This window comes from Trueperaceae bacterium (assembly GCA_036381035.1).
Taxonomy (GTDB): domain Bacteria; phylum Deinococcota; class Deinococci; order Deinococcales; family Trueperaceae; genus DASRWD01.
In genome coordinates this window covers 1-26544 of sequence record DASVDQ010000120.1, presented here as the reverse complement: position 1 = coordinate 26544, position 26544 = coordinate 1, and the positions used below count along the sequence as shown (strand labels likewise).

21 protein-coding genes are annotated in these 26544 nt (G+C 73.3%); 9 read left to right on the top strand and 12 right to left on the bottom strand.

The window, feature by feature from the left end:
* The 6 genes from VF202_14000 to VF202_13975 all read right to left on the bottom strand — a co-directional run.
* On the bottom strand, positions 1-1448 hold a 1448-nt coding region (locus VF202_14000), incomplete at its 3' end, for a dihydroorotase family protein (protein ID HEX7041226.1).
* Positions 1445-2677: a CaiB/BaiF CoA-transferase family protein gene (locus VF202_13995; GenBank protein HEX7041225.1), complete on the bottom strand. Its 1233-nt coding sequence runs from the start codon at positions 2675-2677 to the stop codon at positions 1445-1447. The genes VF202_13995 and VF202_14000, both read right to left, overlap by 4 nt.
* 2 nt (positions 2678-2679) lie before the next feature.
* The gene (locus tag VF202_13990; GenBank protein HEX7041224.1) at positions 2680-3195 is read right to left on the bottom strand and encodes a 3-isopropylmalate dehydratase; all 516 of its coding nucleotides are present in this window, start codon (positions 3193-3195) and stop codon (positions 2680-2682) included.
* Between the two features lie 148 nt (positions 3196-3343).
* The gene (locus VF202_13985) at positions 3344-4630 is read right to left on the bottom strand and encodes a 3-isopropylmalate dehydratase large subunit (protein ID HEX7041223.1); all 1287 of its coding nucleotides are present in this window, start codon (positions 4628-4630) and stop codon (positions 3344-3346) included.
* On the bottom strand, positions 4630-5703 hold the full coding sequence (locus VF202_13980; GenBank protein HEX7041222.1) for a hydroxymethylglutaryl-CoA lyase: 1074 nt from the start codon (positions 5701-5703) through the stop codon (positions 4630-4632). The genes VF202_13985 and VF202_13980 overlap by 1 nt, the downstream gene beginning before the upstream one ends.
* Positions 5700-6458, bottom strand: coding sequence for a GntR family transcriptional regulator (locus VF202_13975; GenBank protein ID HEX7041221.1), 759 nt, complete (start codon positions 6456-6458; stop codon positions 5700-5702). The genes VF202_13980 and VF202_13975 overlap by 4 nt, the downstream gene beginning before the upstream one ends.
* A 141-nt stretch (positions 6459-6599) precedes the next feature.
* Here VF202_13975 and VF202_13970 point away from each other — a divergent pair, with 141 nt between their 5' ends.
* The 6 genes from VF202_13970 to VF202_13945 all read left to right on the top strand — a co-directional run bounded on the left by VF202_13970 (position 6600) and on the right by VF202_13945 (position 13140).
* A complete protein-coding gene (locus VF202_13970) occupies positions 6600-7931 on the top strand; it encodes an amidohydrolase family protein (GenBank protein HEX7041220.1) in 1332 nt (443 codons plus the stop codon).
* On the top strand, positions 7928-9175 hold the full coding sequence (locus VF202_13965) for an ABC transporter substrate-binding protein (GenBank protein ID HEX7041219.1): 1248 nt from the start codon (positions 7928-7930) through the stop codon (positions 9173-9175). Before VF202_13970 ends, VF202_13965 begins: the two co-directional genes overlap by 4 nt.
* 65 nt (positions 9176-9240) lie before the next feature.
* Positions 9241-9642: a nuclear transport factor 2 family protein gene (locus VF202_13960; GenBank protein ID HEX7041218.1), complete on the top strand. Its 402-nt coding sequence runs from the start codon at positions 9241-9243 to the stop codon at positions 9640-9642.
* Between the two features lie 14 nt (positions 9643-9656).
* Positions 9657-10529: a branched-chain amino acid ABC transporter permease gene (locus VF202_13955; protein ID HEX7041217.1), complete on the top strand. Its 873-nt coding sequence runs from the start codon at positions 9657-9659 to the stop codon at positions 10527-10529.
* On the top strand, positions 10526-11536 hold the full coding sequence (locus VF202_13950; GenBank protein HEX7041216.1) for a branched-chain amino acid ABC transporter permease: 1011 nt from the start codon (positions 10526-10528) through the stop codon (positions 11534-11536). The genes VF202_13955 and VF202_13950 overlap by 4 nt, the downstream gene beginning before the upstream one ends.
* Positions 11533-13140, top strand: a complete 1608-nt coding sequence (locus VF202_13945) for an ATP-binding cassette domain-containing protein (protein ID HEX7041215.1) — start codon at positions 11533-11535, stop codon at positions 13138-13140. The genes VF202_13950 and VF202_13945 overlap by 4 nt, the downstream gene beginning before the upstream one ends.
* Before the next feature lie 206 nt (positions 13141-13346).
* Here the strand turns inward: VF202_13945 and VF202_13940 are convergent, their stop codons facing one another.
* The 4 genes from VF202_13940 to VF202_13925 form a co-directional block, all read right to left on the bottom strand.
* Entirely contained in the window at positions 13347-15365 is a 2019-nt protein-coding gene (locus VF202_13940; protein ID HEX7041214.1) for an ABC transporter substrate-binding protein, read from the bottom strand.
* A 10-nt stretch (positions 15366-15375) separates the two neighbouring features.
* Entirely contained in the window at positions 15376-17526 is a 2151-nt protein-coding gene (locus tag VF202_13935) for a PQQ-dependent dehydrogenase, methanol/ethanol family (protein ID HEX7041213.1), read from the bottom strand.
* A gap of 215 nt (positions 17527-17741) precedes the next feature.
* Positions 17742-18539, bottom strand: a complete 798-nt coding sequence (locus tag VF202_13930; protein HEX7041212.1) for a hypothetical protein — start codon at positions 18537-18539, stop codon at positions 17742-17744.
* Between the two features lie 179 nt (positions 18540-18718).
* A complete protein-coding gene (locus VF202_13925) occupies positions 18719-20506 on the bottom strand; it encodes a hypothetical protein (protein ID HEX7041211.1) in 1788 nt (595 codons plus the stop codon).
* Between the two features lie 422 nt (positions 20507-20928).
* Between VF202_13925 and VF202_13920 the strand changes: the two genes are divergently transcribed.
* Entirely contained in the window at positions 20929-21354 is a 426-nt protein-coding gene (locus VF202_13920) for a four-helix bundle copper-binding protein (protein ID HEX7041210.1), read from the top strand.
* A 137-nt stretch (positions 21355-21491) separates the two neighbouring features.
* On the opposite strand, the gene VF202_13915 is transcribed toward VF202_13920, so the two are convergent.
* Complete coding sequence (locus tag VF202_13915) at positions 21492-22925, bottom strand: NAD-dependent succinate-semialdehyde dehydrogenase (GenBank protein HEX7041209.1); 1434 nt, start codon at positions 22923-22925, stop codon at positions 21492-21494.
* Positions 22926-22984: 59 nt separating this feature from the next.
* On the bottom strand, positions 22985-24322 hold the full coding sequence (locus tag VF202_13910; GenBank protein HEX7041208.1) for a hypothetical protein: 1338 nt from the start codon (positions 24320-24322) through the stop codon (positions 22985-22987).
* A gap of 84 nt (positions 24323-24406) precedes the next feature.
* Between VF202_13910 and VF202_13905 the strand changes: the two genes are divergently transcribed.
* Both VF202_13905 and VF202_13900 read left to right on the top strand, forming a co-directional pair.
* The gene (locus VF202_13905) at positions 24407-25114 is read left to right on the top strand and encodes an acylneuraminate cytidylyltransferase family protein (protein ID HEX7041207.1); all 708 of its coding nucleotides are present in this window, start codon (positions 24407-24409) and stop codon (positions 25112-25114) included.
* On the top strand, positions 25111-26526 hold the full coding sequence (locus VF202_13900; GenBank protein ID HEX7041206.1) for a DUF4910 domain-containing protein: 1416 nt from the start codon (positions 25111-25113) through the stop codon (positions 26524-26526). The genes VF202_13905 and VF202_13900 overlap by 4 nt, the downstream gene beginning before the upstream one ends.
* Positions 26527-26544 lie beyond the last annotated feature (18 nt).

The following is a 26544-nucleotide window of genomic DNA, read 5'->3' as shown; positions in this document are numbered from 1 at the left end:
CCCCTCGCCGGCCCCACGACCTCGCCGCGGTCGTAGACGAGCTCGCCGCGGAGGAACGTCTTCACGACCCTCCCGGTGAGCTCCTGACCCTCGAACGGCGTGTAGCCCTGGCCGGACGGCGACTCGGCGGCGCGCACGACGAACGTCTGCGACGGGTCGAGCAGCGCGAGGTCGGCGTCGTAGCCCTCGGCCACGTCGCCCTTGCCCGCGAGCCCGAAGCGCCGCGCCGGTGACCAGCTCGTCAGCTCGGCCATGCGGTTCAGGGAGAGCCCGCGCTTGCAGCCCTCCGAGTACAGACCGGAGAGCAGGTACTCCGTGCCGCCGAAGCCGGACTTGGCGAGCCAGATGTCGCCGGGGTCGTCCGGGGAGACCTTCAGCTCGTGCTTGCAGCAGGCGTGGTCGCTCACGACCCAGTCGACGTCGCCGGCCAGGAGGCGCTCCCACAGGTACTCGACGTCCTCGCGCGGGCGGATGGGCGGGTTGACCTTCGCGAGCGGGCCGGCGGGGCTGTCGACGTCGAGCAGCAGGTGCCCGACAGTCACCTCGCGCCTGAAGCTGATGTGGGGGAAGAGGTCGCGCATCATGATCGCCGCCTCGAGCGCCTTGCGGGAGCTGAGGTGCAGGAGGTTGATGTTCGCCGCTCCGGTCTCGTAGGCGAGGTAGGCGGCGATGAACACCGCGAGGCCCTCGGAGTGCGGCGGACGCGCGGCGTGGTAGGCGCGCAACCCCTGCAGCTTCGGGTCCCGCTCGACCATCGCCGTGTAGGCGTTGAGGATGTCGGCGACCTCGCAGTGGAGGCTCAGGGAGATCGTCTCGGCGCGCTCGGGGTTGGCCTCGATCATCTCCGAGAGCTTGCGCATGATGAACTCGAAGTGCGCGAGGTCGTAGCTCTCGCCCTCGGCGAGGTGCAGGAAGTTGCGCTGCGTGCTCGAGCGTCCGTGCAGGCCGTGCCCGCCGTAGAACATGAAGATCTTGAACGAGGAGACGCCGTGCCTCTCGAGCAGCAGGGGCATCTCGTCGATGTGCCCGCGGTTGATGGGCGCCAGGTGGTAGGCGTAGTCCACCCAGTAGTTGCCCTCGGAGCGCCGCAGCACCTCGGGGTAGAACTCGGCGTACGGCCCGCTCTTGTTCAGGTAGTAGTCGCCGGTGCGGAAGTACGTGATGGCGCTGGTGACGCCGCCCATCGCGGCGGCCTTCGACTCGGTGACGGCGTCCTGCTCGAGCGGGGAGTAGATGCCCACGTGCATGTGGGCGTCCACCAGGCCCGGGAAGGCGATGAGCCCCGCGCCGTCCACCACCTGCCGCGCGTCGGCGGCGGGGATGCCCGGCGCCACCGCGGCGAACCTGCCGTCCTTGACGGCGATGTCCGTCACGGGCGTGTCGTTCCGGTGCGGGCGCGCGAGGCGCACGCCCTTCACGAGAAGGTCGTATCGGGGTCCTTCGCTCACTGCGCTCCTCCTGTGTCTGCGTTCCGGCCCATGAGCAGCACGCCGTCGTCCGCCAGGTCCGCCAGCTCCTCGTCCGTGTAGCCGGCCGCGGTCAACACCTCGGCCGTGTGCTCGCCCAGGCCCGGCGGGTCGGCGCGCTTCCCCCAGCCCGCGTCCCCGAGGCGGAACGGCAGCGCGGGCAGCGCGCCAACCTTGCCGTCGGGGAAGCGGGTCTCGAGCAGGCTGCCGCCGGCGGCGAGCTGGGGGTCGTCGAACAGGTCCTCGGGCCGCGCCACCGGCGAGAACGGCAGGTCGGCGCGCTCGCACAGGCCCACGGCCTCAGCGAGGGTCATGCCGGCGAACGCGCGCCGCAGCTCGGGCAGCAGCCAGTCGCGCTGGGCGACGCGGTCGTTGTTCGTCGCGAGGCGCGGGTCGGCGAGCAGGTCGTCGCGGCCGAGCTCGCGGCAGAAGCGCTCCCACTGCTTGTCGGACGTCACGCCCACGAACAAGAGCTGGTCGTCGGCGGTGCGGAACTGGTGGTAGACCGCCCAGGCGCTCACTCGCTCCGGCATGGGCGGCACCTCCTCGCCGGAAGCCACCGCGTACGCCATGTGGTGGCCCATGATGAACGCCGCCGTCTCGAACAGCGCGCTCCTCACCACCTGCCCGCGGCCGCTCCTCTCGCGCTCCTGCAAGGCGAGCAGCACGGCCATGGCGCCGTACACGCCGGTCATGACGTCGACGATCGAGGCGCCCGCTCGCAGCGGCGTGCCGCGCGGCCCTGTCATGTAGGCGAGGCCGGACATCATCTGCACGACCTCGTCGAGCGCGATGCGCTTCTCGTACGGTCCCGGCAGGAAGCCCTTGAGGGTGCAGTAGACGAGCCGCGGGTAGCGGGAGGTGAGCTCCTCGGCGCCCAGGCCCAGGCGGTCCATGGTGCCGGGCGCGAGGTTCTCGACGAGGACGTCGGCGCCCTGGAGGAGCCGGTGCGCGGCTGCCAGCCCCCGCGGGTCCTTCACGTCGAGCACCACGCTCTTCTTGTTGCGGTTGAAGAACGGGTAGTATCCCATCCCGAAGCCGCGCAGGTAGCGGGTGGGGTCGCCCGTGGGGGCGGGCTCGACGCGGATCACCTCGGCGCCGAGGTCGGCCAACACCAGGCCGCAGGTGGGGCCGAGGACCGCCTGGGTGAACTCGAGGACGCGCACGCCGGCGAGGGGGCCGTCGCCGCTCGAGGGTGCGGGCGCCGCCACGCTCAGCCCCTCACCGAGTAGTCGCCGCCCGCCTTCAGGTACGGCACCAGCCCGCCGGCGGCGAGGATGTCGGCCATCACCGGCGGCATGCGGGTGGCGCGGTAGGTGCGTCCCGCGGTCTCGTCGACGACCTCGCCCTTGGAGAGGTCGACGAGCACGCGCGACCCCGGCGCGATCTCGTGTCCCGGCACCTCCACGACCGGTAGGCCGATGTTGATGGCGTTGCGGAAGAAGATCCGCGCGAACGAGCGCGCGAGGACGACCGCGATGCCCGCGGCGGCGATCGCCAGGGGCGCCTGCTCGCGGCTCGAGCCGCAGCCGAAGTTCTCGCCGGCCACCAGGACGTCGCCCGGGGCGACGCGCTTCGCCAGCTCCGGGTCGTAGTCCTCGAGCAGGTGGGCGGCGAGGTCGGAGGTGTCGAGGGTCTTCGTGTACTTGCCCGGGATGATGCGGTCGGTGTCGACGTTGTCACCCACCACGTGGGCGGCGCCGGCGAAGGTGAGCTTCGGGGCCTTCATGCCGGCCCCCCGGCGGCCGACCGCCGCACGCCGGCGCCGGACCGGTGTCGGCGCGGGCCCCTCGCTGGCGGTACGCTCCCCGCGGGGCGTGCGCTCCCCGCGAGCCTTGCGCTCCCCGCGGTAGGTGCGCCCCCCGCCGACGGCGCCCTCACGCCGCCGCCTCCCCCAGCACCTCGGCGGGGTCGACGATGTGGCCGGCCACCGCGGCGGCGGCCACGACGGCCGGCGAGCCGAGGTAGAGGTTCGCGTTCGGGTTCCCCATGCGCCCCCTGAAGTTCCTGTTCGTGCTCGAGATGACGGTCTCGCCGTCGCCGGGCACGCCCTGGTGCGTGCCCACGCACGGGCCGCAGCCCGAGGTGATGAAGGTGGCGCCGGCGGCCGAGAGCGTCTCCACGGTGCCGTCCCTGAGGGCCTCGTGGAAGACGCGCTTCGAGGAGGCAGCGACGATGAGGCGCACGCCCGGGGCCAGCCTGCGGCCGCGCAGCACCCGGGCGGCCGCGTGCAGGTCCTCGAGGCGCGCGTTCGTGCACGAGCCTATGAAAGCCATGTCCACCTTCACGCCGGCGACCTCGCGGACGTCCTTGACGTTGTCGGGGAAGTGCGGCGCCGCCACCTGCGCGCCGAGGTCCGAGACGTCAAGGCGGTGCACGGCGCGGTAGCTCGCTCCGGGGTCGGCCCTCAGCTCCTCCAGCGGCCCGCTGGCGAGCAGCCGCGCCCGCAGCGCCTGGGGCAGCTCCTGGCCCTCCAGGCCCGCGGTGTCGACGAGCGCGGTCTTCGCCCCCATCTCGGCGACCATGTTGGCCAGCACCATGCGGCTGGCCAGTGTCATCCCCTCCACCGTGTCGCCCGCGAACTCCACGGCCTCGTAGGTGGCGCCCGCGATGCCGTGAGCTCCGACGAGGTGGAGGATCACGTCCTTCGCGTAGGTGCCGGGCCGCAGGCGGCCGGTGAGCTCGATGCGCAGCGTGCGCGGCGTCTTCAGCCAGATCCGGCCAGTGTGCATCACGGCCGCCAGGTCGGTGGAGCCCACGCCCACGGCGAACGCGCCGATCGCGCCCAGGGTGGGCGTGTGCGAGTCGGCGCCGACGAAGAGCTCGCCCGGCGCGACGTGGCCGTTCTCCATCATGAGCTGGTGGCAGATGCCCTCGCCCACCTCGTAGAGCTTCAGCCCGTGCCGGTCCGCGAAGCGACGCATGAGCACGTGCAGGTTGCTGATGCGCTCGTTCGGCGGCGGGGTGGCGTGGTCGAGGACCAGCGCCATGCGCCCCGGGTCCCACACGCGCGTGCCGCCCATGGCCTCGAACGCCTTGATCGCGAACGGAGCGGTGGCGTCGGTGGCCATGGCGCCGTCCACGGGCACGACGGCGATGTCGCCGGCCTCGACCTCGTAGCCGGCCTTGCGGGAGAGCAGCTTCTCGGCGGCCGTCAGGGGCATCAGCGCCTCCCCGCCGGCGCGCGAGAGACCTGCCACGAGGGCGCGTCCGCCGCGGAGGCACCAGCCCGCTCCCGCCGCCACAGCGCGTAGATCCTGCTGTCCATCCCCACCCCCAGCTCCTCGGCGGCGCGCGCGCTCACGCGGCAGACGGCCGCCACGTCCACTCCCGTCGCCACGCCCAGCCGCTCGAGCAGGCTCGCCACGTCCTCCGTCGACACGTTCCCGGCGGCGCCGGGGATGAACGGGCAGCCGCCCAGCCCGCCGAAGGCGGTGTCGAAGCGCGTCACGCCGGCGCGCAGGCCGGCCATGAGGTTCGCGATGCCGAGGCCGCGCGTGTCGTGCAGGTGGAGGACCAGCGGCACGTCGGGGGCGGCCTCCCTGACGGCCGCCACGACGCGCTCGACGGCCAGCGGGTCGGCCAGCCCGGCCGAGTCGGCGACGGCGAGCTCCTCGACCCCCGCCGCCGCGATGCGCGCGGCCAGGCGCGCGACGCGCTCCAGCGGCACCTCGTCCGTCCCGCAGCCGAACGCGCACTGCACGCCGCCGCGCACGGACAGCCCCAGCTCGCGCGCCAGGGCGATCGTCGCGAGCAGGTGCTCCTCGGCCTCCGCCAGGCCCATGCCGGCGTTGCGGCGCGAGTGCGCGTCGCTGGCGGAGAGCGAGACGTCGACGTGCCGCAGGCCGGCGGCCGCCGCCCTCTCGACGCCGCGGCGGTTCAGCGCCAGGCCCGAGTAGACGACGCCCTCGCGGGCGGGCAGGGCGCGCACCAGGTCCTCGGCGTCGGCCATCTGCGGCACCTTGCCTGGGTGCACGAACGAGGCCACCTGCACGCGCCTCAGGCCGGCGTCGAGCAGGCCCTCGAGCAGCTCGAGCTTCACCGCCGTCGTCAGCGTCCGCGGCTGGTTCTGCAGGCCGTCGCGCAGGCCCACCTCGACTAGCTCCACGCGGCCGGGGAGCCAGGACGGGCGGTCCTCGGCCGCCTTGCTGCGCTGCCGTGAGCCCGGCGAGGGGCTGCCGGCGCCGGTCGCGTCCGGGGGCGCGCCGAGGGCGAGCGCGGGGCGGCCCGGTTTCATCTGTGCTCGAACTCCAGGGAGTACTCGAAGAGGTCCCCGCGGTAGACGGCGTCGAAGTACTCCACGGGCCGGCCGTCCACGCTCCTCACCGTGCGGCGCACGCGCAGGGCCGGCTCGCCGGGCCGGCCGCGCAGCACCGCGGCGTGGTGCTCGTCGAGCAGCGTGGCCGCGATCGTCCTGGCGCTCCTCCCGATCGCGACGCCCAGGCGGTGCTCGAGGTAGTCCATCGACGACTCGCCGTAGAGGAGGTCGTCGTCGGCGAGGCCGCCCGGCACCGCGCCGAGGAGGTCGGCGGGCAGCGTCACGGTCTGCAGGCCGATGGGCAGGTCGTCGGCCAGGCGCAGGCGCTCGAAGCGCAGGACCGCGGCGCCGGGCGCCAGCTCGAGCGCGGCCGCGGCGTGCGGCTCGGGCGGGCCCAGCCGACGCGAGAGGAGCTGCGTGCTGGAGCGCATGCCGTGCACCTTGAGGTAGCCGGAGAGCCCCTCGCTGCGGACCTTGTCCGGCTGCGGGTTGTGACGCAGGCGGCGCGGCAGCGCGAAGGTGCCCCTGCCCTGCTTCCTGACGATGACGCCCTCGTGGGCCAGCTCGTTGAGGGCCTGGCGCACGACCGAGCGGCTCACGCCGTAGCGCTCCTGGAGCTCGCGCTCCGTGGGCAGCGGCGTGTCCTCGTCCCACTCGCCCGACTCCACCATCCCGCGCACGATCGCCTTGAGCTGGTGGTAGTACGGCAGCGGGTTGTTGCGGTCCAGCGCCATCAACCCACCGCGCCGCGGCCGGCCGGCCTGAATGGTACGGACATCGTGTCGTTATGTTGACACTATCAACCCCGCCACGTAAAGTTGACGCGAAGACCCAACCCGCTCCCGTGCTTCGCCGGACGGCGAAAGGACGCCTCCTTGTCGCTCTCTGTCGGCCACAACCGGTCGCAACCCGGGCCCCCGAACGCGTTCGCCATCACCGGCCTCACCGCCGTCGTGGGCGAGGAGATGGAGGTGCGCGAGGGGCTGACCCTCGTGGTCGAGGGCGGGCGCATCGCCAGGCTCGACGCCGGCCCGCCGCCGGGGGACGTCACCGTCGTGGACGGCTCCCGCCTCATCGCGACGCCGGGGTTCGTCAACGCCCACACGCACATCGCCGACATCGCGGGCAAGGAGGCCGGCTTCGGGCTCGACTCGTGGCGGGTCGTCATGCCGCCCGACGGGGTGAAGGTCAGGCTGCTCGCCGAGGCGCGCGACGAGGCCGTGGTGGACGCGATCCGCGACGCCGCCCACGTGATGCTCGCCTCGGGCACCACGACCTTCGCCGACTTCAGGGAGGGCGGCGCCCACGGCCTCGACCTGCTCGAGGACGCGCTGGCGGGGCTGCCTCTCCGCTCGGTCGCGTTCGCGCGCCACGCCGCGCACCCGCCGCACGCGCCGGAGGACCTCGAGGCGAACCGCGGCGGCCTCTCGCGGGAGCTGAAGGCCGAGCTCGAGCGGCTACTGGACCGCGCCCCCGGCTGGTCGGTGCCGCTGGCCTTCGACGTCACCGACCAGGGCCTCCGCGACACGGCGGAGCTCGTCAGGGCGCGCGGCAAGCTGCTCGCCACCCACTGCGTCGAGACCGACAGGTACCGCACGATCTCGCGCCGCCGCTTCGGCGAGAGCGACGTCGAGCGCGTCGTCGCGCACCTCAGGCCCGACCACATCGTGCACATGACCAGCGGCACCGACGAGGAGTTCGAGCTCGTCGCGGCGGCCGGGATCCCCGTGGTCGTGGCGCCGCGGATGCAGTCGGTGATGGGCATCGGCCTGCCGCCCGTGGACCGCATGGTGGCGGCGGGGCTGACGGTGGCGCTGGGCAGCGACAACGGCATGCTCGCCTCGCCCGACCTCCTCCGCGAGATGGAGTACCTGAGCCGCGCCACCCGCGCGGCGCGACACGACCCGACGTTCCCGTCGCCGGCTCAGCTGCTGCAGATGGCGACGATCAACGGCGCCAAGGCGCTCGGCCTGGCGAGCGAGCTGGGCAGCCTCAGCGTGGGCAAGCGGGCCGACGTCGTGCTCTTCGACGCCGAGTCGCGCAACCTGCGGCCGGTCAGGGACCCGCTGGCGACGGTCGTGAACAGGGCCGTCGCCGCCGACATCGCCTGCGTGCTCGTAGACGGCGTGCCCGCGGTGGGCGCGCTGCCCGGGCTCGACGTCTCCGCGGCAGGAAGACGACGCGTGGGAAGTGGAGGACGAGGATGAGAAGCAGCCACGAGAGGTACCTAGCCCCCGGCCGGTTACTGGCCGCACTGCTCGTCGCCCTGCTGGCCGGCGGGGCGGCCTCGGCCCAGGAGACGATCAAGGTGGGCTTCATACTGCCGCTCACCGGCGCGGCGGCGGCCGAGGGCATCGCGGTGCAGGAGGGCGCGGAGCTGGCCGCCAGGCTGATCAACGAGGCCGGCGGCGTCCAGGTGGGCGGCACCAGCTACACGTTCGAGCTGCTCTTCGAGGACGACCAGTGCAACCCGCAGGCGGCCACCGAGGCCAGCACGCGCCTGATCGCCGAGGAGGTCGACTTCGTGGGCGGCTCGTTCTGCAGCTCGGCGGCGCTCGCGGCCCAGCCGCTGTTCGCCGCCTTCGACATCCCGCAGTTCGTCTACGCCTACGCCGACGACCTCACCGGCGCCTCCCGCGTCGATAGCGGCGCCGACATGTCGGTCCGCCTGGGGCCCAAGGCGTTCATCGAGATGGCCCCGCTGGCCAAGTACGCCGTCGTCGAGAACGGGCACACGAGCTTCTTCGCCATGGCGCAGAACACCGACTTCGGCAGGTCCATGGTGCAGGAGTTCCAGAGGGTCGCCGAGTCGCTGGGCGCCAGCTTCGTGGCCGAGCCCGAGTACTTCCAGTTCGGGGCCACCGACTTCAGGACCCTGCTGACGCGCGCCCGCGACTCCGGCGCCGACGCGATCCTCGCGATAGGCCTGGCCAACGAGATGATCGGCATCACCCTGCAGCACGACGAGCTCGGCATCGAGCTCCCGGTCTACGGCTCCGACCTCCTCAACACCGTCGCCTACCAGGACGCCGTCGGCGACCTGGACGACGGCTTCTACTCGCCGTGGTTCTACGACGACGGCCAGACCCAGCGCGCCTTCGAGGGCGAGCTCGACGAGCCGATGGCCGTGGAGCTCGACAGCGCGTTCAGGGAGAACGTGGGACGCCCCGCCGAGATGAACAACGCCTGGGGCTGGGGCACGATCCACCTGATCCGCCAGGGCGTCGAGCGCGCCGCCAGCGTCGACGCCGCCGAGGTGATGGCGGCCATCCTGTCGGGCGAGGAGTTCGACATGCCCTTCGGCCGCTACGGCTTCGAGCAGTGCGGCCAGGCGAACATGCGCGCCGGCGTGGCGGCCTACAGCGCCGAGGACGGCAAGGTCCTCGTCGCCGGGCGCGACTACGTCGAGCTCGACCCTGTCGTCCTGACGCGCGAAGACCTCTGCGGCTGAGCCGAACCACGGTAGCGAGGGCCCGCCGCGCGGCGGGCCCTCCGCCCATCTCGTGACGGAGGATGATGTTGCGACCAGCGCGCGAGGACGAAGCCGCGGAGGAGACCGCGCTCGCCTTCCTGAGGGCGATGGAGGAGCGCGACCTGGAGCGGGCGCGCTCGCTGCTCGCCGACGGCTTCAGGCTCGAGTTCCCGGGGGCGAGCTACGCGTCCCTCGAGGAGATGGTCGCCGCGGCCGGCGGACGCTACGGGTGGGTGAGGAAGCGGGTGGCGCGCGTCGAGTCGCTCGCGGGGCAGGGGCGTGAGGTCGTCTACGTGACCGGCACGCTGTACGGCGAGAACCTCGCGGGCGTGCCGTTCGACGGCGTCAGGTTCATCGACCGCTTCGAGCTCGTGGGCGGACGCATCGCGCGCCAGGAGGTCTGGAACGACCTCGCGGAGAGCGGCGCGCTGACGCGCCGCGGCTGAGGTCCGCGGGGCGCGTGGACACCGTCCTGCAGCTCATCCTCAACGCGCTGCACACCAGCAGCCTCTACGCGCTCGTCGCCCTCGGCCTCACGCTGGTCCTGGGCGTGCTCGACATCGCCGACTTCGCCCAGGGCGCCCTCTACATGGCGGGCGCCTACGTCGCGTTCTACGCGACGTCCGCGTTCGGGCTCAGCTTCTTCCTCGCCCTGCCCCTGGCGATGCTCGTGGCCGGCCTGCTGGGCGTGGCGAACTACGTGGCGGTCTACAGGCCGCTGCGGCGCTTCTCCGGCGCCACGACGTTCATCGCCGCCCTGGGCCTGCTGCTGATCCTGCAGAACCTCGCCCTCCTGGCGTTCGGCGCCGACTTCAGGCTCGTGCGCAACCCGTTCCCCGGCGTGCGCATCGCGCTCGCGGGGGCGACGATCACCGGCTACCAGGCGTTCCTAGCGGGCGCGATGGTCGCGCTCGTGGGGCTCGTCTGGCTCTTCCTCAAGCGCACGCCCGTGGGCAAGGCCCTGCGCGCCGTGTCGCAGAACCGCGGCGGGGCGCTCGTCGTGGGCCTCGACCCCTTCCGCGTCGAGGTCGCGGCCTTCGCGCTGGCCGGCGCCCTGGCCGGGGCGGCCGGCACGCTGGCCTCGGCGGTCAACGCCTTCGACCCCCACGTGGCCGCCACCGTCGTGATCAAGGCGTTCGCCATCGTGATCTTCGGCGGCATGGGCAGCGTGCCTGGCGCGATCGTCGGCGCGGTGGTCGTGGGCCTGGCCGAGAACCTCACCGGCGGCCTCGTCAGCACCCAGTACGCCGAGCTGACGGCCTTCGTCCTGATGGTCGTCGTGCTGCTGGTGCGTCCGCGCGGGCTGTTCGGCGCCCAAGAGGCCAAGCTGTGAGCGCGGCCACGCGCTCGCTGTCCCGCGGGGTGCGCGCCTCATGGCCCTGGCGGCTGGCGGCCCTCGCCCTCGGCCTGGGGGTCGCCGTCGCCGCGCCGCACGTCTTCACCGGCATCGCCGCGCAGCACCTCCTCGTCATGGTCGCCATCAACGTGATCCTCGTCGTCAGCCTCGACCTGCTCGTCGGCGGCGCCGGGCTCATCTCGCTCGGCCACGCGGCGTTCATGGGCGTCGGCGCCTACACCTCGGCGCTGCTCGTCAAGGGCGGGGCCGCGTACCCGACCGGCCTGCTGGCGGCCATCGGCGCGGCTGCGCTGGCCGGCCTGGTCGTCGGCGTGCCGGCGCTGCGCCTGCGCGGCCACTACTTCTCCGTCGTGACCTTCATCGTCGGCATCATCGCGACGATCCTGATGACGAACCTCGTGGACCTCACCCGCGGGCCCATGGGCCTCCCCGGCATCCCCTTCGTGACGCTCAGGCTCTTCGGCTGGGAGCACACCTTCCGCAGCGTCGTGTTCAAGACGGGCTTCTACTACCTGGCGCTGGCCTTCGCGCTGCTGGCCCTGCTCCTGAGGTGGCGCCTCGGCAGGTCCCGCTTCGGTCGGTCGTTGGCCGCGATCAAGGGCGACGAGAACCTGGCCGAGAGCGTGGGCGTACCCACCTACCGCGTGAAGCTGACGGCGTTCGTGCTCGCCGCCGGCGTGGCGGGCCTGGCCGGGTCGCTCTACGCGCACTACACGGCGTTCATCAGCCCCGACACCTTCACCTTCATCCACTCCTTCGACCTGTTCGTCATGAACCTCGTCGGCGGCGCCGGGACGTTCCTCGGACCCGTCGTCGGTCCCGCCTTCCTCACGCTCCTCGGCAACGCGCTGCGAGACCTCTCGCCGGCGCTCTCCCAGGTGATCTACGGCGCCCTCCTGATCCTCGTGATCGTGGCGCTGCCCGACGGCCTCGTCGGCGGGGCCAGGCGCCTGCTCCGCTCGCTGGGGAGGGCGCGGGCGTGAGGGCGGAGGAGGGCGCGGGCATGCGGGCGGCCGAGGGCGCCAGCGGGCGCTCCGGCGCGGGGCCGGCCGCCGCCGCTCGGGAGCCGGCGGCGCGCGCCGGGCCCTCCGGCCGCGAGCTCCTCAGGGTCGAGCGCCTCAGCCGGCACTTCGGCGGCTACGCCGCCGTCGCCGAGCTCTCGTTCCACGTCGACGAGGGCGAGGTCGTGGGCCTGGTGGGGCCCAACGGCGCCGGCAAGACCACCACGTTCAACGTCGTCACCGGCTTCCTCGGGCCGACGACGGGGAGGGTCTACTTCCGCGGCGAGGACGTCACTGGCCTGCCGCCGCACGCCCTGGCCCGCCGCGGCCTCGTCCGCACGTTCCAGCACACGCGCGTGTTCGCCCACCTCACGGTGCGCGAGAACCTCCGCGTGGCCAGCCACCTCAGCGAGCGCGGCGGGCCGCTGCGGGCGCTGTTCGGGGCCTCGCGGTCGGAGGCGCGTGCGCTCGAGGAGCACGTGGACGAGGTCCTCGACGCCGTGGGCTTCGCCGCCCGTCAGGACGCGCTCGCCGGCGCGCTGCCCTACGGGGAGCAGCGCGTGCTCGAGATCGCGCTGGCGCTGGCCGCGCGGCCCACGCTCCTCATGCTCGACGAGCCGTTCGCCGGCATGAACGAGAGCGAGTCGCACGAGACCATGGCGCTCATCCACCGCGTCCGCGACGCCGGCACGACCGTGCTGGTCATCGACCACCACATGCAGACGATGGCGCGCGGCTGCGACAGGCTGATCGTGATGGACCACGGCGTCAAGCTCGCCGAGGGGCCGCCCGGGCCGGTGACGAGCGACCCCCAGGTCGTCGAGGCCTACCTGGGCGCCGGCGAGGCGCTCGAGCCGCCGCCCGCGCGAGCCGGCGCCGCCGACGCTGTGCTGAGCTTCGAGGGCGTGAGCGTCTCGTACGGGCGGGTGCGGGCGCTCGACGGCCTGGACCTGACCGTCGGGCGCGGCGAGATCGTCGCGCTCGTGGGCGCGAACGGGGCGGGCAAGACGACCGCCCTGCGGGCAGTCTCCGGCCTCGTGCCGCTGCGGTCCGGGACGATCAGGCTCCTCGGCCGCGACCTCGCGGGCGTGAGCCCGTCGGCGCGCGTGCGCCTCGGGCTCGCCCACTGTCCCGAGGGACGCGAGGTGTTCCCGCGCATGACCGTGCTCGAGAACCTCGAGCTTGGCGCCGGCCCGAGCGCCCGCCCCGACCGCCAGGCCCTCGAGCGCGTCTACGAGCTCTTCCCCAGGCTGCGGGAGCGGCGCGGGCAGTCCGCCGGCAGCCTCTCGGGCGGCGAGCAGCAGATGCTCGCGATAGGCAGGGCGCTGATGTCCCGGCCGCAGGTGCTGCTCCTCGACGAGCCCACCCTCGGCCTCTCGCCGCTGCTGGCGCGCGAGGTGGCCGCGGCGCTCACCCGCCTCAACGAGGAGGGCATGAGCGTCCTGCTCGTCGAGCAGAACGCCGTCCTCGCCCTGGCCGTCGCCCACAGGGCGTACGTGCTGGAGAACGGACGCGTGGCGCTGCACGGCCCCGCCGCCGAGCTGCGCGAGGACGAGGCGGTCAGGCGGGTCTACCTGGGGGCGTGAGCCGTGGGCTCGCGGTCGGCGCCGGGACCGGAGAGCGCTTCGAGGCCGAGGACTTCCCGACCTGGCGGGCCGTTCTCGACCTGCTGCTCGCCTACTTCGACCATCGGTAAGCGCAGGTGACGGTGCCGTACCGAGACCTCCGTGGCGAGGCCAGTCGGAGGCTGATCCCACGGCGGCTCCCGTGCAGGCCGGCTAGGGTGGCGAGCTCACCGTCCGCCCTCGCACGCGGCCTCCCCACCGTTCACCTCCACGACGTCGACGACGGCGGCCAAGCCTGGGAGCTCCGCAGCGTCGGGCCGCAGACGGACGGCGTAGAGCGGCTGCACGAGCTGGTGGTCGCCCTCCCTGAAGGCGAGCGGCTCGCCCTTGTGCAGGTCGAAGCGGCTGTCGGGGTCGGAGAGGTAGCGCAGCAGGTCCTCGGGCTCGCTCGAGCCGGCGCCGGCGGCGGCGTCCACGGCGACCTTCACGGCCGCGTAGGCCGACCAGGCCGCCGGGTCCATCGGGTAGCCCCAGCGTCCCAGGAAGCGCTCGTTGAGGCCCGCGTCGTCGGCGACGGAGGCGTCCCACAGCGCCACGCGCGGTGCGGCGCTCGCCGTGGCGCCGGCGTCGAAGGCCAGCGCGGCGTAGAACTGGCGCGTCTGCGCGATGTCGCTGGGGAAGGCGTAGACGGCGGCGTCCACGCCGGCCGTCTCGTACTGGCCGAGGAACACCAGCTGGGCGTCGGCCTCCAGGAGCAGCACGGCTGCTCCCGCGCCGCTCTCCGCGATGGCGTCGAAAGCTCGCGTGTAGAGCGGTTGGTCAGGCGGCACGGCGAGGCTGCCGACCTCCTCGCCGCCGGGCGCCTCGCGCTCCAGCGCGTCGACCAGCAGGCGGTGACGCTCCTCGCCCAGCGGCGTGTCGGTGTAGACGACGTACCAGCTCTCGACGCCGTCCTCCGCCATCACGCGCGCCAGGGCGTCCAGGTACGTGGCGTCGTCGGCGCCGACCCTGAACGTGCCCGGGCGGCACGCGAGCGTCCCGCCCCCGACGTCGAGGAACGGGAGGCCGAACTCCTCGGCCACTGCGGCGATCGCCTCGGCCTGACCCTCGCCCTCGCCGCCGACGAGGACGTCGGCCCCCTGGGCCGCAGCCAGCCGGCGCGCGGCGCGCTCGGCGGCCTCGGCGGTCGGGGCCGTCGCCACCAGCAGCTCCACGGGCCGCTCGGGGTCGACGTCGAGGCGCTCCGCCGCCAGCATGGCCCCGCGCAGCGCCGGCTCGCCGACCAGCTCGGGCCCCATGGGGAAGACGGGGTCGGTACCGGTCAGGGTCGGCAGCACGACCCCGATGCGCAGGGCGCCTTCCGCCGGCTGGCCCGGGCTGCCCGGGGGAGTCAGGGGCCTGAGCGGCACCCCGTACCCCTCGAGGACCGCCTGGACGTCCTCCCAGCGTCGCCCCAGCGCCGCGTTGAGGAGGTCCGCGAGGGCGAGGTCGTCGCTGCGCAGGGCGAAGGAGAGGGACTGGAACATCGGCAGGAACGGCATGTCGAGCTCGGGGCTCACGGGCTCGAGCGTCACGGGCAGGTCGAGACGCTCGGCCTCGTAGCCGGCGATGGGTCCCCAGAGGATGCCCACGTCAAGGGTGCCGTCGACGACCCGCCGGAGTATCTCGTCGCGCGGGTCGGACGAGAAGAAGTGGCTGACGTTGTCGATCATCCCGCGCCGCACCAGGGCGTAGTCGGACGGGCTGCCGCGCAGGACGCCGATCCTCAGCTCGGCCAGGCGCGGGTCGTCGAGCGAGTCGACCGCGAACGGCGCGTCCTCGCGCGTCACGAACGTCTCGATGCTCTGGTAGTAGGGCAGCGTCGTGAGGTACGGCTCGCTGCCGTCGGGGACGGAGGCGAGGACGTCGCAGGCGCCCATGCGCAGCATGAGCTCGGCCTGCCCCTCGCGCCTGGGGACCGGGAGCCAGGCGTAGCTGACCTCGGCGCCGACCTCGTCGGCGAGGATCTCCAGGACGCGGTTCTCGAAGCCCTGCTGCTCCCTGTCAGAGTAGGGGAGGTTGTCGGGGTCCGCGCAGACCTTCAGCTCCCAGGTCGCGGACCCGCGCGCCGCGACCGGCCGCGCTGCGGACCCCTGCGCGGCGGCGTCCTGAGCCGCGGACGGCGGCCACCCCAGGACGGCGAGGGCGAACGGCAGGCAGGCCAGCCGCGCGAGGCGGCCGGCCTGCCTGAGAGCGGCGGACGTCATGGACCCGGGGCTACTGCTCCTGCTCCTGGTCCAGCGCGAACACCCACACCGTCCCGCCGCGCACGGGCGTGAACGGGATGCCGAAGGCCTCAGCGGCGCGCGGGATGTAGTTCGCGGCGGCACCGCCGTAGCCGGCCTGGACCGCGATGTACTGCACGCCGTCGATCTCGTAGCTCACGGGCACGCCCTGGACGCTCGAGTTCGCCTTGAAGCGCCACAGGATCTCGCCGGTCGTGGCGTCGTAGGCGCGGAACTCGCGGGTGAAGATGTCGCCGCCGAACACCAGGCCGCCGGCTGTGGCAGTGACCGCGGAGCGGAACGGCGTGGTCTGCTGCACCTTCCACACGACCTCGCCCGTCGCCACGTCGATCGCCTGCAGCGCGCCGGTCCAGTCGAACCCTTCGGGGGGATAGCGCTCCGCTTCCGCGCCGGTGAAGTTCTCGCCCGCCTCGTACTGGACCTCCGTGCCGGTGATCGTCATGCAGTACTCGGTCGTCGGGACGTAGGCGTAGGCGGTCTGCGGGCTGAAGGACAGCCCGAACCAGTTGTTGGCGCCGCCGGTGACGGGGCAGACCTCGGCGGACTTGTCGAGGCCGGGCTTGCGCTCCTCGGGGATGATCGGCCGGCCGTCCTCCTCGAACCCGGTGATCGTCATCGGCCCGCCCTCGATGTAGGGCACGCCGTAGATGAAGTCGAGGTTGGTCCGGTCGAGCAGGTAGAAGTAGCCGTTGCGGCCGGCGTGGATGAGGCCCCGTACGGTCTCGCCGTCGCGCTCCACCTCCACCAGCGTCTGGTCCGAGATCTCGTCGTAGTCCCACGAGTCGTTGGGCACGTACTGGTAGTGGGCCCGGATCTCGCCGGTCTCGATGTCGAGGGCGATGACCGAGGAGACGTAGAGGTTGTCGCCGGGCCTGGCGTCGCCCATCCAGGGCCCGCCGTTGCCGGTGCCCCAGTAGGTGAGGCCGAGCTCGGGGTCGTAGGAGCCCGTGACCCAGATGGGCGCCCCGCCGGTCTGCCAGGTGTCGCCGGGCCAGGTCTCGCTGCCGGGCTCGCCGGGCTCGGGGATCGTGTAGGTCTTCCAGACCTCCTCGCCCGTCTCGGCGTCGTACGCGGCGACGAAGCCGCGGATGCCGTACTCGCCGCCGGCGACGCCCACGAGGACCTTGCCCGCGGCGGCGAGGGGCGCCAGCGTCATGGCGTAGCCCTGCGTGTAGTCGGCGACGGTCGTGTCCCAGACCATCTCGCCGGTGACCGCGTCGAAGGCGAGGAGGTGCGAGTCGAGCGTCGCCATGTAGACCTTGTCGCCGTAGAGGGCGACGCCGCGGTTCACCAGCCCGCAGCACACCTCGGGGGCCACGTCCTCGGCGAGCTCGCGCCGGTACTCCCAGATCAGGTCGCCGTTGCGGGCGTCGAGGGCGAACAGCGTGTTGAAGGCGCCCGTCACGAACATGATGCCGTCGTTGACGATGGGCGGCGCCTCGTGGCCGTCGGTGACGCCCGTCGCGAACGTCCACACCGGCTCGAGGTCGGCGACGTTCTCCGTGTTGACCTGGTCGAGAGGGCTGAAGCTCTGCAGGTCGTAGGTCCGCTTGTACATGAGCCAGTTGCCGGGCTCGGGGTCCAGGAGCCGCTCGTCGGTCACGGGGTTGTACTGGCCCTCGAACGCCGGGGGTATGGCCGGGGGCTCGGGCTCGACGGGCGCGGCGGCTGGTGGCTGTTCCTCGCCCTCCGGTTCCTCGGGCGGCTGCTCCTCGCCCTGGGCCGGCGGCTGCTCCTCGCCCTGCTGCTGGTCGGGCGGCTGTCCGCCACCGCCCCGGCCCGCGCGGGCCTCCGCGACCTGCTCCGGCTCCACGGGACCGAACTCGTTGCCCCAGGAGGTGCGGACGTGCGTGGCCACGGCCGCGATCTGTTCGTCGTTCAGCACGCTGCGGAAGGGCGGCATCTGCTGGCCGCCGTTGAGGATCTGGCGGATGACATGGTCAGCGTCTTCGAGGTTGTCGTTGCCCGCCAGGTTCGGGCCGACCAGGCCCTGGCCCTCGTTGCCGTGACACACGGCGCAGTGCTGCTGGAACAGCGCAGCGCCGTCCTCCTGCGCCATGGCGGCGCCGCCTGCTAGGAGCGCCACCACCGTCGCAGCCTTCAAGGCGGAAGACCGACTCATGTGCCCTCCTTTCGCACGACCTCGTCGTAGCGCGGCGATGCTAGGTCTTTCCCTCGTGAGATGCGGCACGCGGTGATAGGTCGAGCTCACATGCTCGTCTCAGGGTCGTCCGCGGACAGCGGCCCCGTGGGCCTCGGGCGGACGTCGGGGCACGGGCCTCGCGGCGTGGCCCCGGGAGCCTTCCGGAGGGCGTCGCGCCGCGAGGGGCCTCGGGGCTAGCGACGCGCGACCGGCTCTACGGAGACCTTCAGCGGGTCGCAGGCCAGCGAGCTGGCGATCGTGTCGACGAGCTCCGCCCTGGCGAGCTCGGTCATGTCGCCGGCCAGCTCGATCGTAGCCGTGCCCGAGGCGGCGTCGCGGCTGCCGACGAGGGGGAAGAAGCCGAGGGCCCCCGCGATCTCGCACAGGTCCTCGACGGCGCCCGACGAGCCCTCCGCGAGCCCGCCGACCTGCACGACGCTCCACGGCACGCCCCAGCGACGCGCCCCGGTCGCCTCCTCGAACTCCTCCAGGACCTGGTCGTCCCCCGACCAGAACGTCAGGGTCTTGGCCGCGTGCTCGCGCTTGTCCCAGTAGTGCAGGGTGACGTCGGCCGGCGACGGTCCCGGCTCGGTCACGACGAGGAACGGCACGCGGTGGTGGGGAGACTCGAGGCTGCCGAACGCTTCGCGCCACACCGCCGTGGGGTCGCTGGCGAGCGTGAGCAGCAGCGCGTCGCCCTCGAGGCCGGCGTGCAGGAGCTGCGGCGCCCCGCCCAGGTCCGGCCCGCCGGAGACGCGCGCCTCGAACAGCGCGAACGACAGGCCGACGGCCTCGAGCAGCACCTCGGCGTCCACGCCGCGCCAGCGCTGCTCGCGTCCCCAGCGCACCAGCAGCCGCGCCAGGTCGACGGCCGCCTCGCCCAGGTGTTCGACGTGGCGGCGGCAGTCGTCGCACAGGCACTCTTCCGGGTCGTCGTCCCGCGCCGCGCCGGGCACGAGGCCGCATCTCGTGCACAGCCTCCAGTCGTCCATGACCGCCTCCCTCTGACGTCCTCCGAGCCTAGGTGCGCCAGATGACAGCCGGCGGAGTAGCAGGTGACAGCGGATGGGAGCGGGCGGCGGTGCCGTGCGGCTGTGGCGTGGCGGGCGGCGGAGGCGGCGCGGCGGGCCGCCTCCGACCGGCGCTCACGGCTCGGCGCGCTGCCCGGCGCTCACGGTAGCAGCGGCCCGCTGATGTCGTCGGGCTCGTTGTCGAAGACCGTGCCGTCCGGGATGACGCTGCCCTCGGCCAGGCCGGTGTGGAAGATCCCGCCGCCCGCGCCCACCCCGTCGCCGTCGGCGTCGGCCACGTTGTTCCTGATCTCGACGTCGCCGCCGCTCTCGATCACGAGCAGCGCCGGGCCGTCGATGTAGATGCCGCCGCCGTTCCCCGTCGCGCGGTTCTCGAAGATCGTCTCGAGCTGCTCCAGCTCCAGGCTGCCCGGCGCGGCCAGGTAGATGCCGCCCCCCGTGGGCGCCTCGTTGCCCTGCACGCCGCCGTCGCCCTTGATCATCGTGCCGGAGTTGAAGATGCCGCCGCCGCTGCCCTCCCCGTGCGCCACGTTCCCGATCACCCCGGTGGCCGTGAAGCCCATGGAGCCGCCCACGTTGGCCACCCCGCCCGCCAGGCCGGCCTCCTCGGCCAGGACCTCGTTGTCCTCGATCGTCGAGAACCCGATGTCCAGCGTGCCGGTGTTGTAGACGCCGCCGGTGTGCTGGGCCACGTTGCCGCTGATCTCCGAGTTCTCGACGAGCCCCTCGCCCTCGTTGAGGAGTCCGCCCTCGAGCTCGTTGGCGCTGGACCTGATGCTGCCGTCGAAGAACCCGAGCTGACCCAGGTTCCACACGCCCGCGGCCTCGTTGTCGACGATGTCGACGTCGCGGAGGTTCGCCTCGGAGTCGGCGTCAACGTACACGACCGCCGAGCCGCCGGCGAAGCTCCCCCGGTTGCCCGTCAGCGTGCCGAGCTCGTGGTCGAGCTGGGAGCCGACGAGGTGTATGGCCGCCCCGGTGAAGGCGCCGTCGTCGGGGCCCACGACGTTGCCCGTGAAGTCGACGGCGTCGAGGTCGAGGGTCGCGCCCGCCGCAGCCAGCGCCCCGCCGTCGGCGCCCTGCGCCTCGTTGCCCGTGAAGGCGACGGTGATGAGCGTGGCCGCGCCGGCGACGTACATGCCCGCACCGCTCGAGCCGCCCTCGAGGTAGCCGCCCTCGACGTTGACGCCGCTCAGCGTGAGGCTGCCAGAAGCGGCGACGTGGAAGAGGCGGAAGGGCGGCGCGTCGTCGGCCCGCGCCACGGTCGTCGTCGGAGACCCGCCGCCGTCTCCCCCGCCGACGGGCTCGAGGGCCAGGGCGCCGCGCACCTCGACCTCGGTCGTGACGGACGGCAGGCCCGTGGGCCCGTCGGTGTCGCCGTGGACCTCCGTCAGCGTGATGACGCCGGCAGGGAGCAGGATCACGTCGGCGCCGATGCCCGCCTCGCAGCCGCCCGTCGCCGTGTCGGTGTCGGCGGCCGCGATGGCGTCGCGGAGCGTGCAGGCCGGCCCGCCCGTGCCGCCGCTCAGGCTCGTCACCTCGATGATGCCGTCAGGTTCCGGCTCGGGCTCGGGGCTCGGGGGCGGGCCGACGGGCGGGCCCTCCTGCTCGGCCGCGGAGCTCTCGACGTCGCCCTTGAAGGCCGTGACGGCGTACGTGTAGGTCTTGCCTTGCTCGCCGGTCGTGTCGAGGAAGCTCTCCTCGTCGGGTCCGGTGGTGCCGACCTCCTCGGGGTCCCCGACGGGGTTCCCGGACTCGACCTCCTGGCGGTAGACGCGGTGGCCGTCCTCGCCGTCGCTCATGTCGGTCCACGTGACGAGGATGCCGTCCTCGACGGTCTGGGCGCTCACGTCCGCCGGCTCCCGCAGGCGGGCCAGGCCGTCCTTCGCGCAGGCGGCTAGTAGAGCGAGCAGCAGCAGTGGGGCCAAGTGCCTGAGGCGTGATGGTCCAGGCCGAGTGCGCACGGGGTACCTCCACTCCGCGACGAAACGTCGCGCGCGAGCGCCGTCCCCAGACCCTTCACGTGCCGCGAGTCTAGACACGCTCGGTGACAGCCGCGTGTGTGGACGACGCGGCGCGTCGGCCCTTCAGCTGCGGCGGCGCGGCGCCGGCGACGCGGGCCCCGGCGTCCCGTGGCGCCGCCCTCCCTGCCGTGCCGCGGCGGCGGCGCACCGCGGGAGCCCTCTCACGCCCGCTTAACGGCCGGCCCCCATGCTCCGGCAACGCGGCCGTACCAGCGCTTCGCAGCCTGGCCGGCCGCGGAGCGTCGAGGGGACGAGCGCGGGCGAGGACCCGCCCGCCGCGCCGGCGGGAGCGGTGCCGCGCCCCGCCCGCGCCCGAGGAGGAAGTCATGCACGCGCGCGAGATGCTGAGCACTCATCCCCAGGCCGGGGAGGGCTTCCCCGAGGTCGACGGCCAGGGGATGAACCAGCTCGCCGACTGCATCGCCTCCTGCTACGACTGCGCCCAGGCGTGCACCTCGTGTGCCGACGCCTGCCTGGCCGAGGCCGAGGTGGAGGCGCTGCGCCGCTGCATCGCGTTGAACCTCGCCTGCGCCGACGTGTGCGCCGCCACCGGCGCCGTCGCCACGCGCCTCACCGAGCGCGAGCCCTCGCTGCTGCTCGCCCAGCTGCGCGCCTGCGCCGAGGCCTGCCGCGCCTGCGGCGACGAGTGCGAGCGCCACGCCGGCCACATGGAGCACTGCCGCGTCTGCGCCACGGCCTGCCGGGAGTGCCAGCAGGCGTGCCAGGGTCTCCTCGGGAGGCTCGAGTCGTGAGGCCCGCGGCGCGGGACGGCGCCGTGGTCCCGGGCGCCGTCACGGCGTCCGCCTGGTGCACGGACCGCCTCGCTAGCCGGCGGGAGGGCCTACGTCGGGCCCGGCGCGACCTGCCGCCGGAGCCCCGCCGCGAACCGTTACCTCAGGCCGAGCGCGACGTACTTGACCTCGAGGTACTCCTCGATGCCCCAGTGACCGCCCTCGCGGCCGACGCCGGACTGCTTCACGCCGCCGAACGGCGCCTGCGGGGTGGAGGGCACGCCGTCGTTGACGCCCACGATGCCGTACTCGAGCGCCTCGGCCACGCGGAACGCGCGCGACACGTCGTTCGTGAACAGGTAGGCCGCCAGGCCGTACGGTGAGTCGTTGGCGAGGCGGACGGCCTCGTCCTCGTCGTCGAACGTCACGAGGGGCGCGACGGGCCCGAAGGTCTCCTCGCGCATCATGAGCATGTCGGACGTCACGTCGGTGACGACGGTGGGCTGGAAGTAGAGGCCCTCTAGGCTCCGGCCGCCCGAGACCACCCGCGCGCCCTTCGACACGGCATCATCGAGGTGAGAGCGCACCTTGGCGAGACCCTGGGCGTCCACGAGCGGCCCCACGTCGGTGTCGTCCTCCATGGGGTCGCCCACCTTCAGCGCCTGGCTGGCCGCGGCGAACGCGCGCGTGAACTCCTCGGCCACGCCGCGCTGCACGTAGATGCGGTTCGTGCACACGCAGGTCTGGCCCGCGTTGCGGTACTTGCAGGCCACGGTCTGCTTCACGGCCACGTCCAGGTCCGCGTCGTCGAAGACGATGAGCGGCGCGTGGCCGCCCAGCTCGAGCGAGATGCGCTTGACGGTGTCGGCCGCCTGCCGGTAGAGGATCCGCCCCACCTCGGTGGAGCCGGTGAACGTCACCTTCCTGACGCGCGGGTCGGCCATCAGCGCCTTCGCCACGGGCACCGGGTCGGCGGAGGGCAGCACCTGCAGCGTGCCCTCCGGCCCGCCGGCCTCGCGCCACAGGTCGGCCGAGAGCAGGGCCGACAGCGGGCTCTGCTCGGCCGGCTTGAGGATGAAGGTGCAGCCGGCGGCGAGGGCCGGCGCGGCCTTGCGCGTCACCATCGCCAGCGGGAAGTTCCATGGCGTGACGGCGAACACCGGCCCGACGGGCTGCTTCAGCGCGAAGAGGCGCTTGTGGCCGAACTGGCTCTGGATCGTCTCGCCGACGACCCGCTTCGCTTCCTCGGCGTACCACTTGATGAACCCGGCCGCGTACGCCACCTCGCCGCGCGACTCCCTGATGGGCTTGCCCATCTCGGACGTCATCGCCCGCGCCAGCTCCTCCTGGCGCTCCAGCATCAGGTCGGCCCAGCGCTCCAGGATCGCCGAGCGCTCGAAGGCCGTCGTCCCGCGCCAGGACTCGAAGGCCTCGGCGGCCACGTCGGCGGCCCGGCGCGCCTCGTCGGCGCCGCAGTCGGCCACGCGCGCCACCACCTCGCCCGTCGCCGGGCTCCTCACCTCGAAGGTGGCGGGGGCGCTCTCCCACTCCCTGCCCAGGTACCTGGTGCCGATGTCCTCGATCGCGCTCATGGGGGCGACCTCCTCGTGCAGCTAGCTGAGGGCGTGCGCTGAAGTCCTACGCCTAGACCTTAACGCCGCAGCGCCTCGGCGGGGTCCAGCACGACGACGGACGTCTGCCCGTAGCGGTCCGCCGAGGCCACGCCTATCGCCTCCAGCGCCCGGGGGCGGAACGACTGCTCGTCGAACACGTAGCTCCAGCGCCGGAACGGCTCCTGCACGTCGAGGTTGTCGTACGAGTAGGCCTGGTCGTGGCTCTTCACCGCTAGGAACGGCTGGGGGCCGAAGGTGTCGTGGTTCGCGCTCACGCCGAGGAGCAGCCTGTCGCCGTCGCGGACCAGCTCCGCCTCCAGGACGAGCGGCTCCGGCGGCTCGAGGCCCAGCGCGGCGCGCGCCGCCGCGAGCGCTCCCGAGTTCCGCCAGGCGACGTCGGGGTAGTCGCGGGCCACCCGGGTGACGAGCGCGTGCACCTCGGCCACGTCCGGTCGCATGTCGCGGAAGTCGTGGTCGGTGAAGGCCATGACAGTCTCGTGACCGGCGCGCGCCCTCGCGAACGCCTTGCGCACCTCGTCCTCGTCCAGCAGGCGCAGGCGCGTGCCCACGTTCAGGCAGCGGAAGATCACGCGCCGGCAGGAGCCGGGCGCCTGGTAGTCGTCGTGGTGCGGGTGGTAGTGCGACCAGTCGGCCGGCGCCCGGCGCCAGTCGCCGAAGCGCCCGCCGGCGACGTCGCGCTGCGCCGCCTCCAGGTCCGTCTCCGGCATGGCCTGGTTGCCGAAGTCGAAGGGCACGAACTGCTCGAGCAGCCAGTGGCTGTCGGCGCGCTCCACGTGGAAGCCCGGCCGGAAGGCGACGGGGAACCACCGCCTGTCGATGACGCGTCGGCACAGCGTCTCGAGGACGTGGGGCGAGCGGAGGTACGAGGTCGCGTTCCTGTGCGCCTCGCGGTACGTGGGCATGGGGTGCGCGTGCCAGTGGACCTCGTCCGGCACGTCGTGGCGCCTCAGCAGCGCCCGGTAGTGGTCGAAGACGTTGTGGTAGCCCATGTCGCGACGGCGCGGGTTCACCGCGTAGCCCACGTGGTCGACGCAGAACCAGGAGAACGTCCAGGGCCGGCCCTCCGGGTCGGCGTAGCGCCGGCGGAACGCCGGCGACATCATGTCCTCGAGCATCGCGTCGACCTTGTCCCAGGTGTCGTTGTAGTCGAGGAGCTGGCGGGAGAAGGCGAGGGCGGCGGCCCGTTCCTTGCCGCCCAGGTCCACCTCGCCGCGCCTGACGCGCTCGAGGTTCTCCGGCGTCGGGTCGAGCCGCACGCCGGTCATGACCTCGAGCCGCTCGAACGTCGCCTCGAGCGACTCGTGGAGCGGGCCCTCGGTGTCGACGCAGTGGACGACGTGGACGGTGCCTGGCAACGCGAGAGGAAGCTACCACGGGGCCGCGGCGGCGCCCCAGCCGCCCTCACAGCGCGGCATGCGTCCCCGACGTAGACTCCCGCCATGTCCGCGCCTCGCGGGAGCCTGGCCGTGATCCCGGCGAGGGGCGGCTCGAAGCGCCTGCCCCGCAAGAACCTGCTGCCACTGGGCGGCCTGCCGATGGTGGCGCACACGATCCGCGCCGCTACCCGGTCCGGCTGCTTCGCGCGCGTGGTCGTCAGCACCGACGACCCCGAGCTGGCCGCGGTCGCCAGGGAGCACGGCGCCGAGGTGCCGTTCATGCGCGACGCGCGCCTGGCCGACGACCACACGCCGGTGTCGGCGGCGGCGGTCGACGCGCTGGCACGGCTGGAGGAGGCCGGCGAGCGCTACGAGCGCGTCGCGCTGCTGCTCCCCAACTGCCCGCTGCGGGACGCCGCAGACGTGCGCGCCAGCTACGAGGCGTTCCTCGCCCAGCCCTTCGCCGCCCAGGTCTCGGTGTGCCGCTACGGCTGGCTGAACCCGTGGTGGGCGCTGAGGCGCGGCGAGGACGGCGCGGCCGCGCCGTTGTTCCCCGAGGCGCTGAAGCGGCGCAGCCAGGACCTGCCGCCGCTCTTCTGCCCCACGGGGGCCGTGTGGTGGTCGCGCGCGGACGCCCTGATCGAGCACGGCACCTTCCACCAGGAGCCGCGCGCCCTCTTCGAGCTGCCCTGGGACCACGCCGTGGACATCGACGACGAGGCCGACCTCAGGCTCGCGGAGGCCCTGTTCGCCATGAGGGGACGAGCGTGAGCGGGCCGGAGGAGCCCGGCGTGGGAGCGCCGGACGAGCACGGCGTGGGCGGGCCGGAGGAGCCGGCCGCGAGCGCGACGCCCGCGCCCGACCGCGCCGCCGAGCTGGCGGCCATGGAAGGTCTCTTCGACGCCCTGTGGCCGCTGCCCCGCAGCCTCACCGGCGACGGCGTCAGGGAGACCCACAGGCTCATCTCGTCCGTGATGCCGCTGGAGACGTTCGAGGTGCCCAGCGGCACCCGCGTCTTCGACTGGACGGTGCCGCCGGAGTGGCGCGTGAACGAGGCGTACGTGGTGGCGCCCGACGGGCGGCGGGTCCTCGACTTCGCCGAGAGCAACCTCAGGCTCGTCGGCTACTCGGCGCCGTTCCGCGGCCGCATGACCTTGGACGAGCTGCAGGCCCACCTGCACAGCCTCCCCGACCTGCCCGACGCGGTGCCGTACGTGACCAGCTACTACAAGGAGCGCTGGGGCTTCTGCCTCAGCGAGCGCGAGAGGTCGTCCCTGCCGCCGGGCGAGTACGAGGTCGTCGTGGACACCGAGCTGTTCCCCGGCTCCCTCACCTACTCCCACGCCGTCCTGCCGGGCGAGACGGGCCACGAGGTGCTCCTCACCTCGTACACCTGTCACCCGTCGCTGGCGAACAACGAGCTCTCCGGCCCCCTGCTGCTGGCCTTCCTCCACCGCCGGCTGGCCGCCTGGCCGCGGCGGCGCCTGACCTACAGGTTCGTCCTGGCCCCCGAGACGATCGGCGCGCTCGCGTACCTGCACGCCCACGGCGAGCACCTGCGGCGCGCGGTGGTCGCCGGCTACGTGGTCACCTGCACGGGCGGCCCCGGCGGTCTCACGTACAAGCGCTCGCGCGACCCGTCGCTGGCGAACCGCGCCGCCGAGCACGTCCTGTCGCGCTGGGACGAGCCGGACCGGCCGACGGTCATGGACTTCACGCCCGTCGGCAGCGACGAGCGCCAGTTCTGCTCCCCCGGCTTCAGGCTCCCGGTGGGCAGCCTGATGCGCGCGAGGTACGGCACGTACCGCGAGTACCACACGTCGCTCGACGACAAGGCCTTCATGGACCTCTCCGCCGTGCAGCGGACCCTCGACGCCTACGAGGCCGTCTGCCGCGTCCTCGACGGGAACGAGACGCTCCTCAACCTGAGCCCCTACGGCGAGCCCCGGCTGGGCGAGCGCGGCCTCTACCCCGACCTCTCCGTAGGCGGACGCAACCACCGCGTGAACGAGGCCGTGTTCTGGGTCCTGAACCTGTGCGACGGCGAGCACGACCTGCTGGCCGTCGCCGAGCGCAGCGGCCTCGCGTTCGACGAGGTGCGCGAGGCCGCCGACCGCCTCGTCGCGGCCGGGCTGCTGGCGCCCGGCGGGCCCGCCCCGCGGGGCGCCTCCTCCACCCGGTGACGCCTGAAGCGGCGGGCG

Excerpts from the sequence above, each read along its gene's own strand:
- VF202_13990 (HEX7041224.1), bottom strand. The coding sequence starts at position 3,195 with ATGAAGGCCCCGAAGCTCACCTTCGCCGGCGCCGCCCACGTGGTGGGT.
- VF202_13985 (HEX7041223.1), bottom strand. The coding sequence starts at position 4,630 with ATGCCCCTGACGGCCGCCGAGAAGCTGCTCTCCCGCAAGGCCGGCTAC.
- VF202_13980 (HEX7041222.1), bottom strand. The coding sequence starts at position 5,703 with ATGAAACCGGGCCGCCCCGCGCTCGCCCTCGGCGCGCCCCCGGACGCG.
- VF202_13975 (HEX7041221.1), bottom strand. The coding sequence starts at position 6,458 with ATGGCGCTGGACCGCAACAACCCGCTGCCGTACTACCACCAGCTCAAG.
- VF202_13965 (HEX7041219.1), top strand. The coding sequence starts at position 7,928 with ATGAGAAGCAGCCACGAGAGGTACCTAGCCCCCGGCCGGTTACTGGCC.
- VF202_13960 (HEX7041218.1), top strand. The coding sequence starts at position 9,241 with ATGTTGCGACCAGCGCGCGAGGACGAAGCCGCGGAGGAGACCGCGCTC.
- VF202_13940 (HEX7041214.1), bottom strand. The coding sequence starts at position 15,365 with ATGACGTCCGCCGCTCTCAGGCAGGCCGGCCGCCTCGCGCGGCTGGCC.
- VF202_13935 (HEX7041213.1), bottom strand. The coding sequence starts at position 17,526 with ATGAGTCGGTCTTCCGCCTTGAAGGCTGCGACGGTGGTGGCGCTCCTA.
- VF202_13930 (HEX7041212.1), bottom strand. The coding sequence starts at position 18,539 with ATGGACGACTGGAGGCTGTGCACGAGATGCGGCCTCGTGCCCGGCGCG.
- VF202_13920 (HEX7041210.1), top strand. The coding sequence starts at position 20,929 with ATGCACGCGCGCGAGATGCTGAGCACTCATCCCCAGGCCGGGGAGGGC.
- VF202_13915 (HEX7041209.1), bottom strand. The coding sequence starts at position 22,925 with ATGAGCGCGATCGAGGACATCGGCACCAGGTACCTGGGCAGGGAGTGG.
- VF202_13905 (HEX7041207.1), top strand. The coding sequence starts at position 24,407 with ATGTCCGCGCCTCGCGGGAGCCTGGCCGTGATCCCGGCGAGGGGCGGC.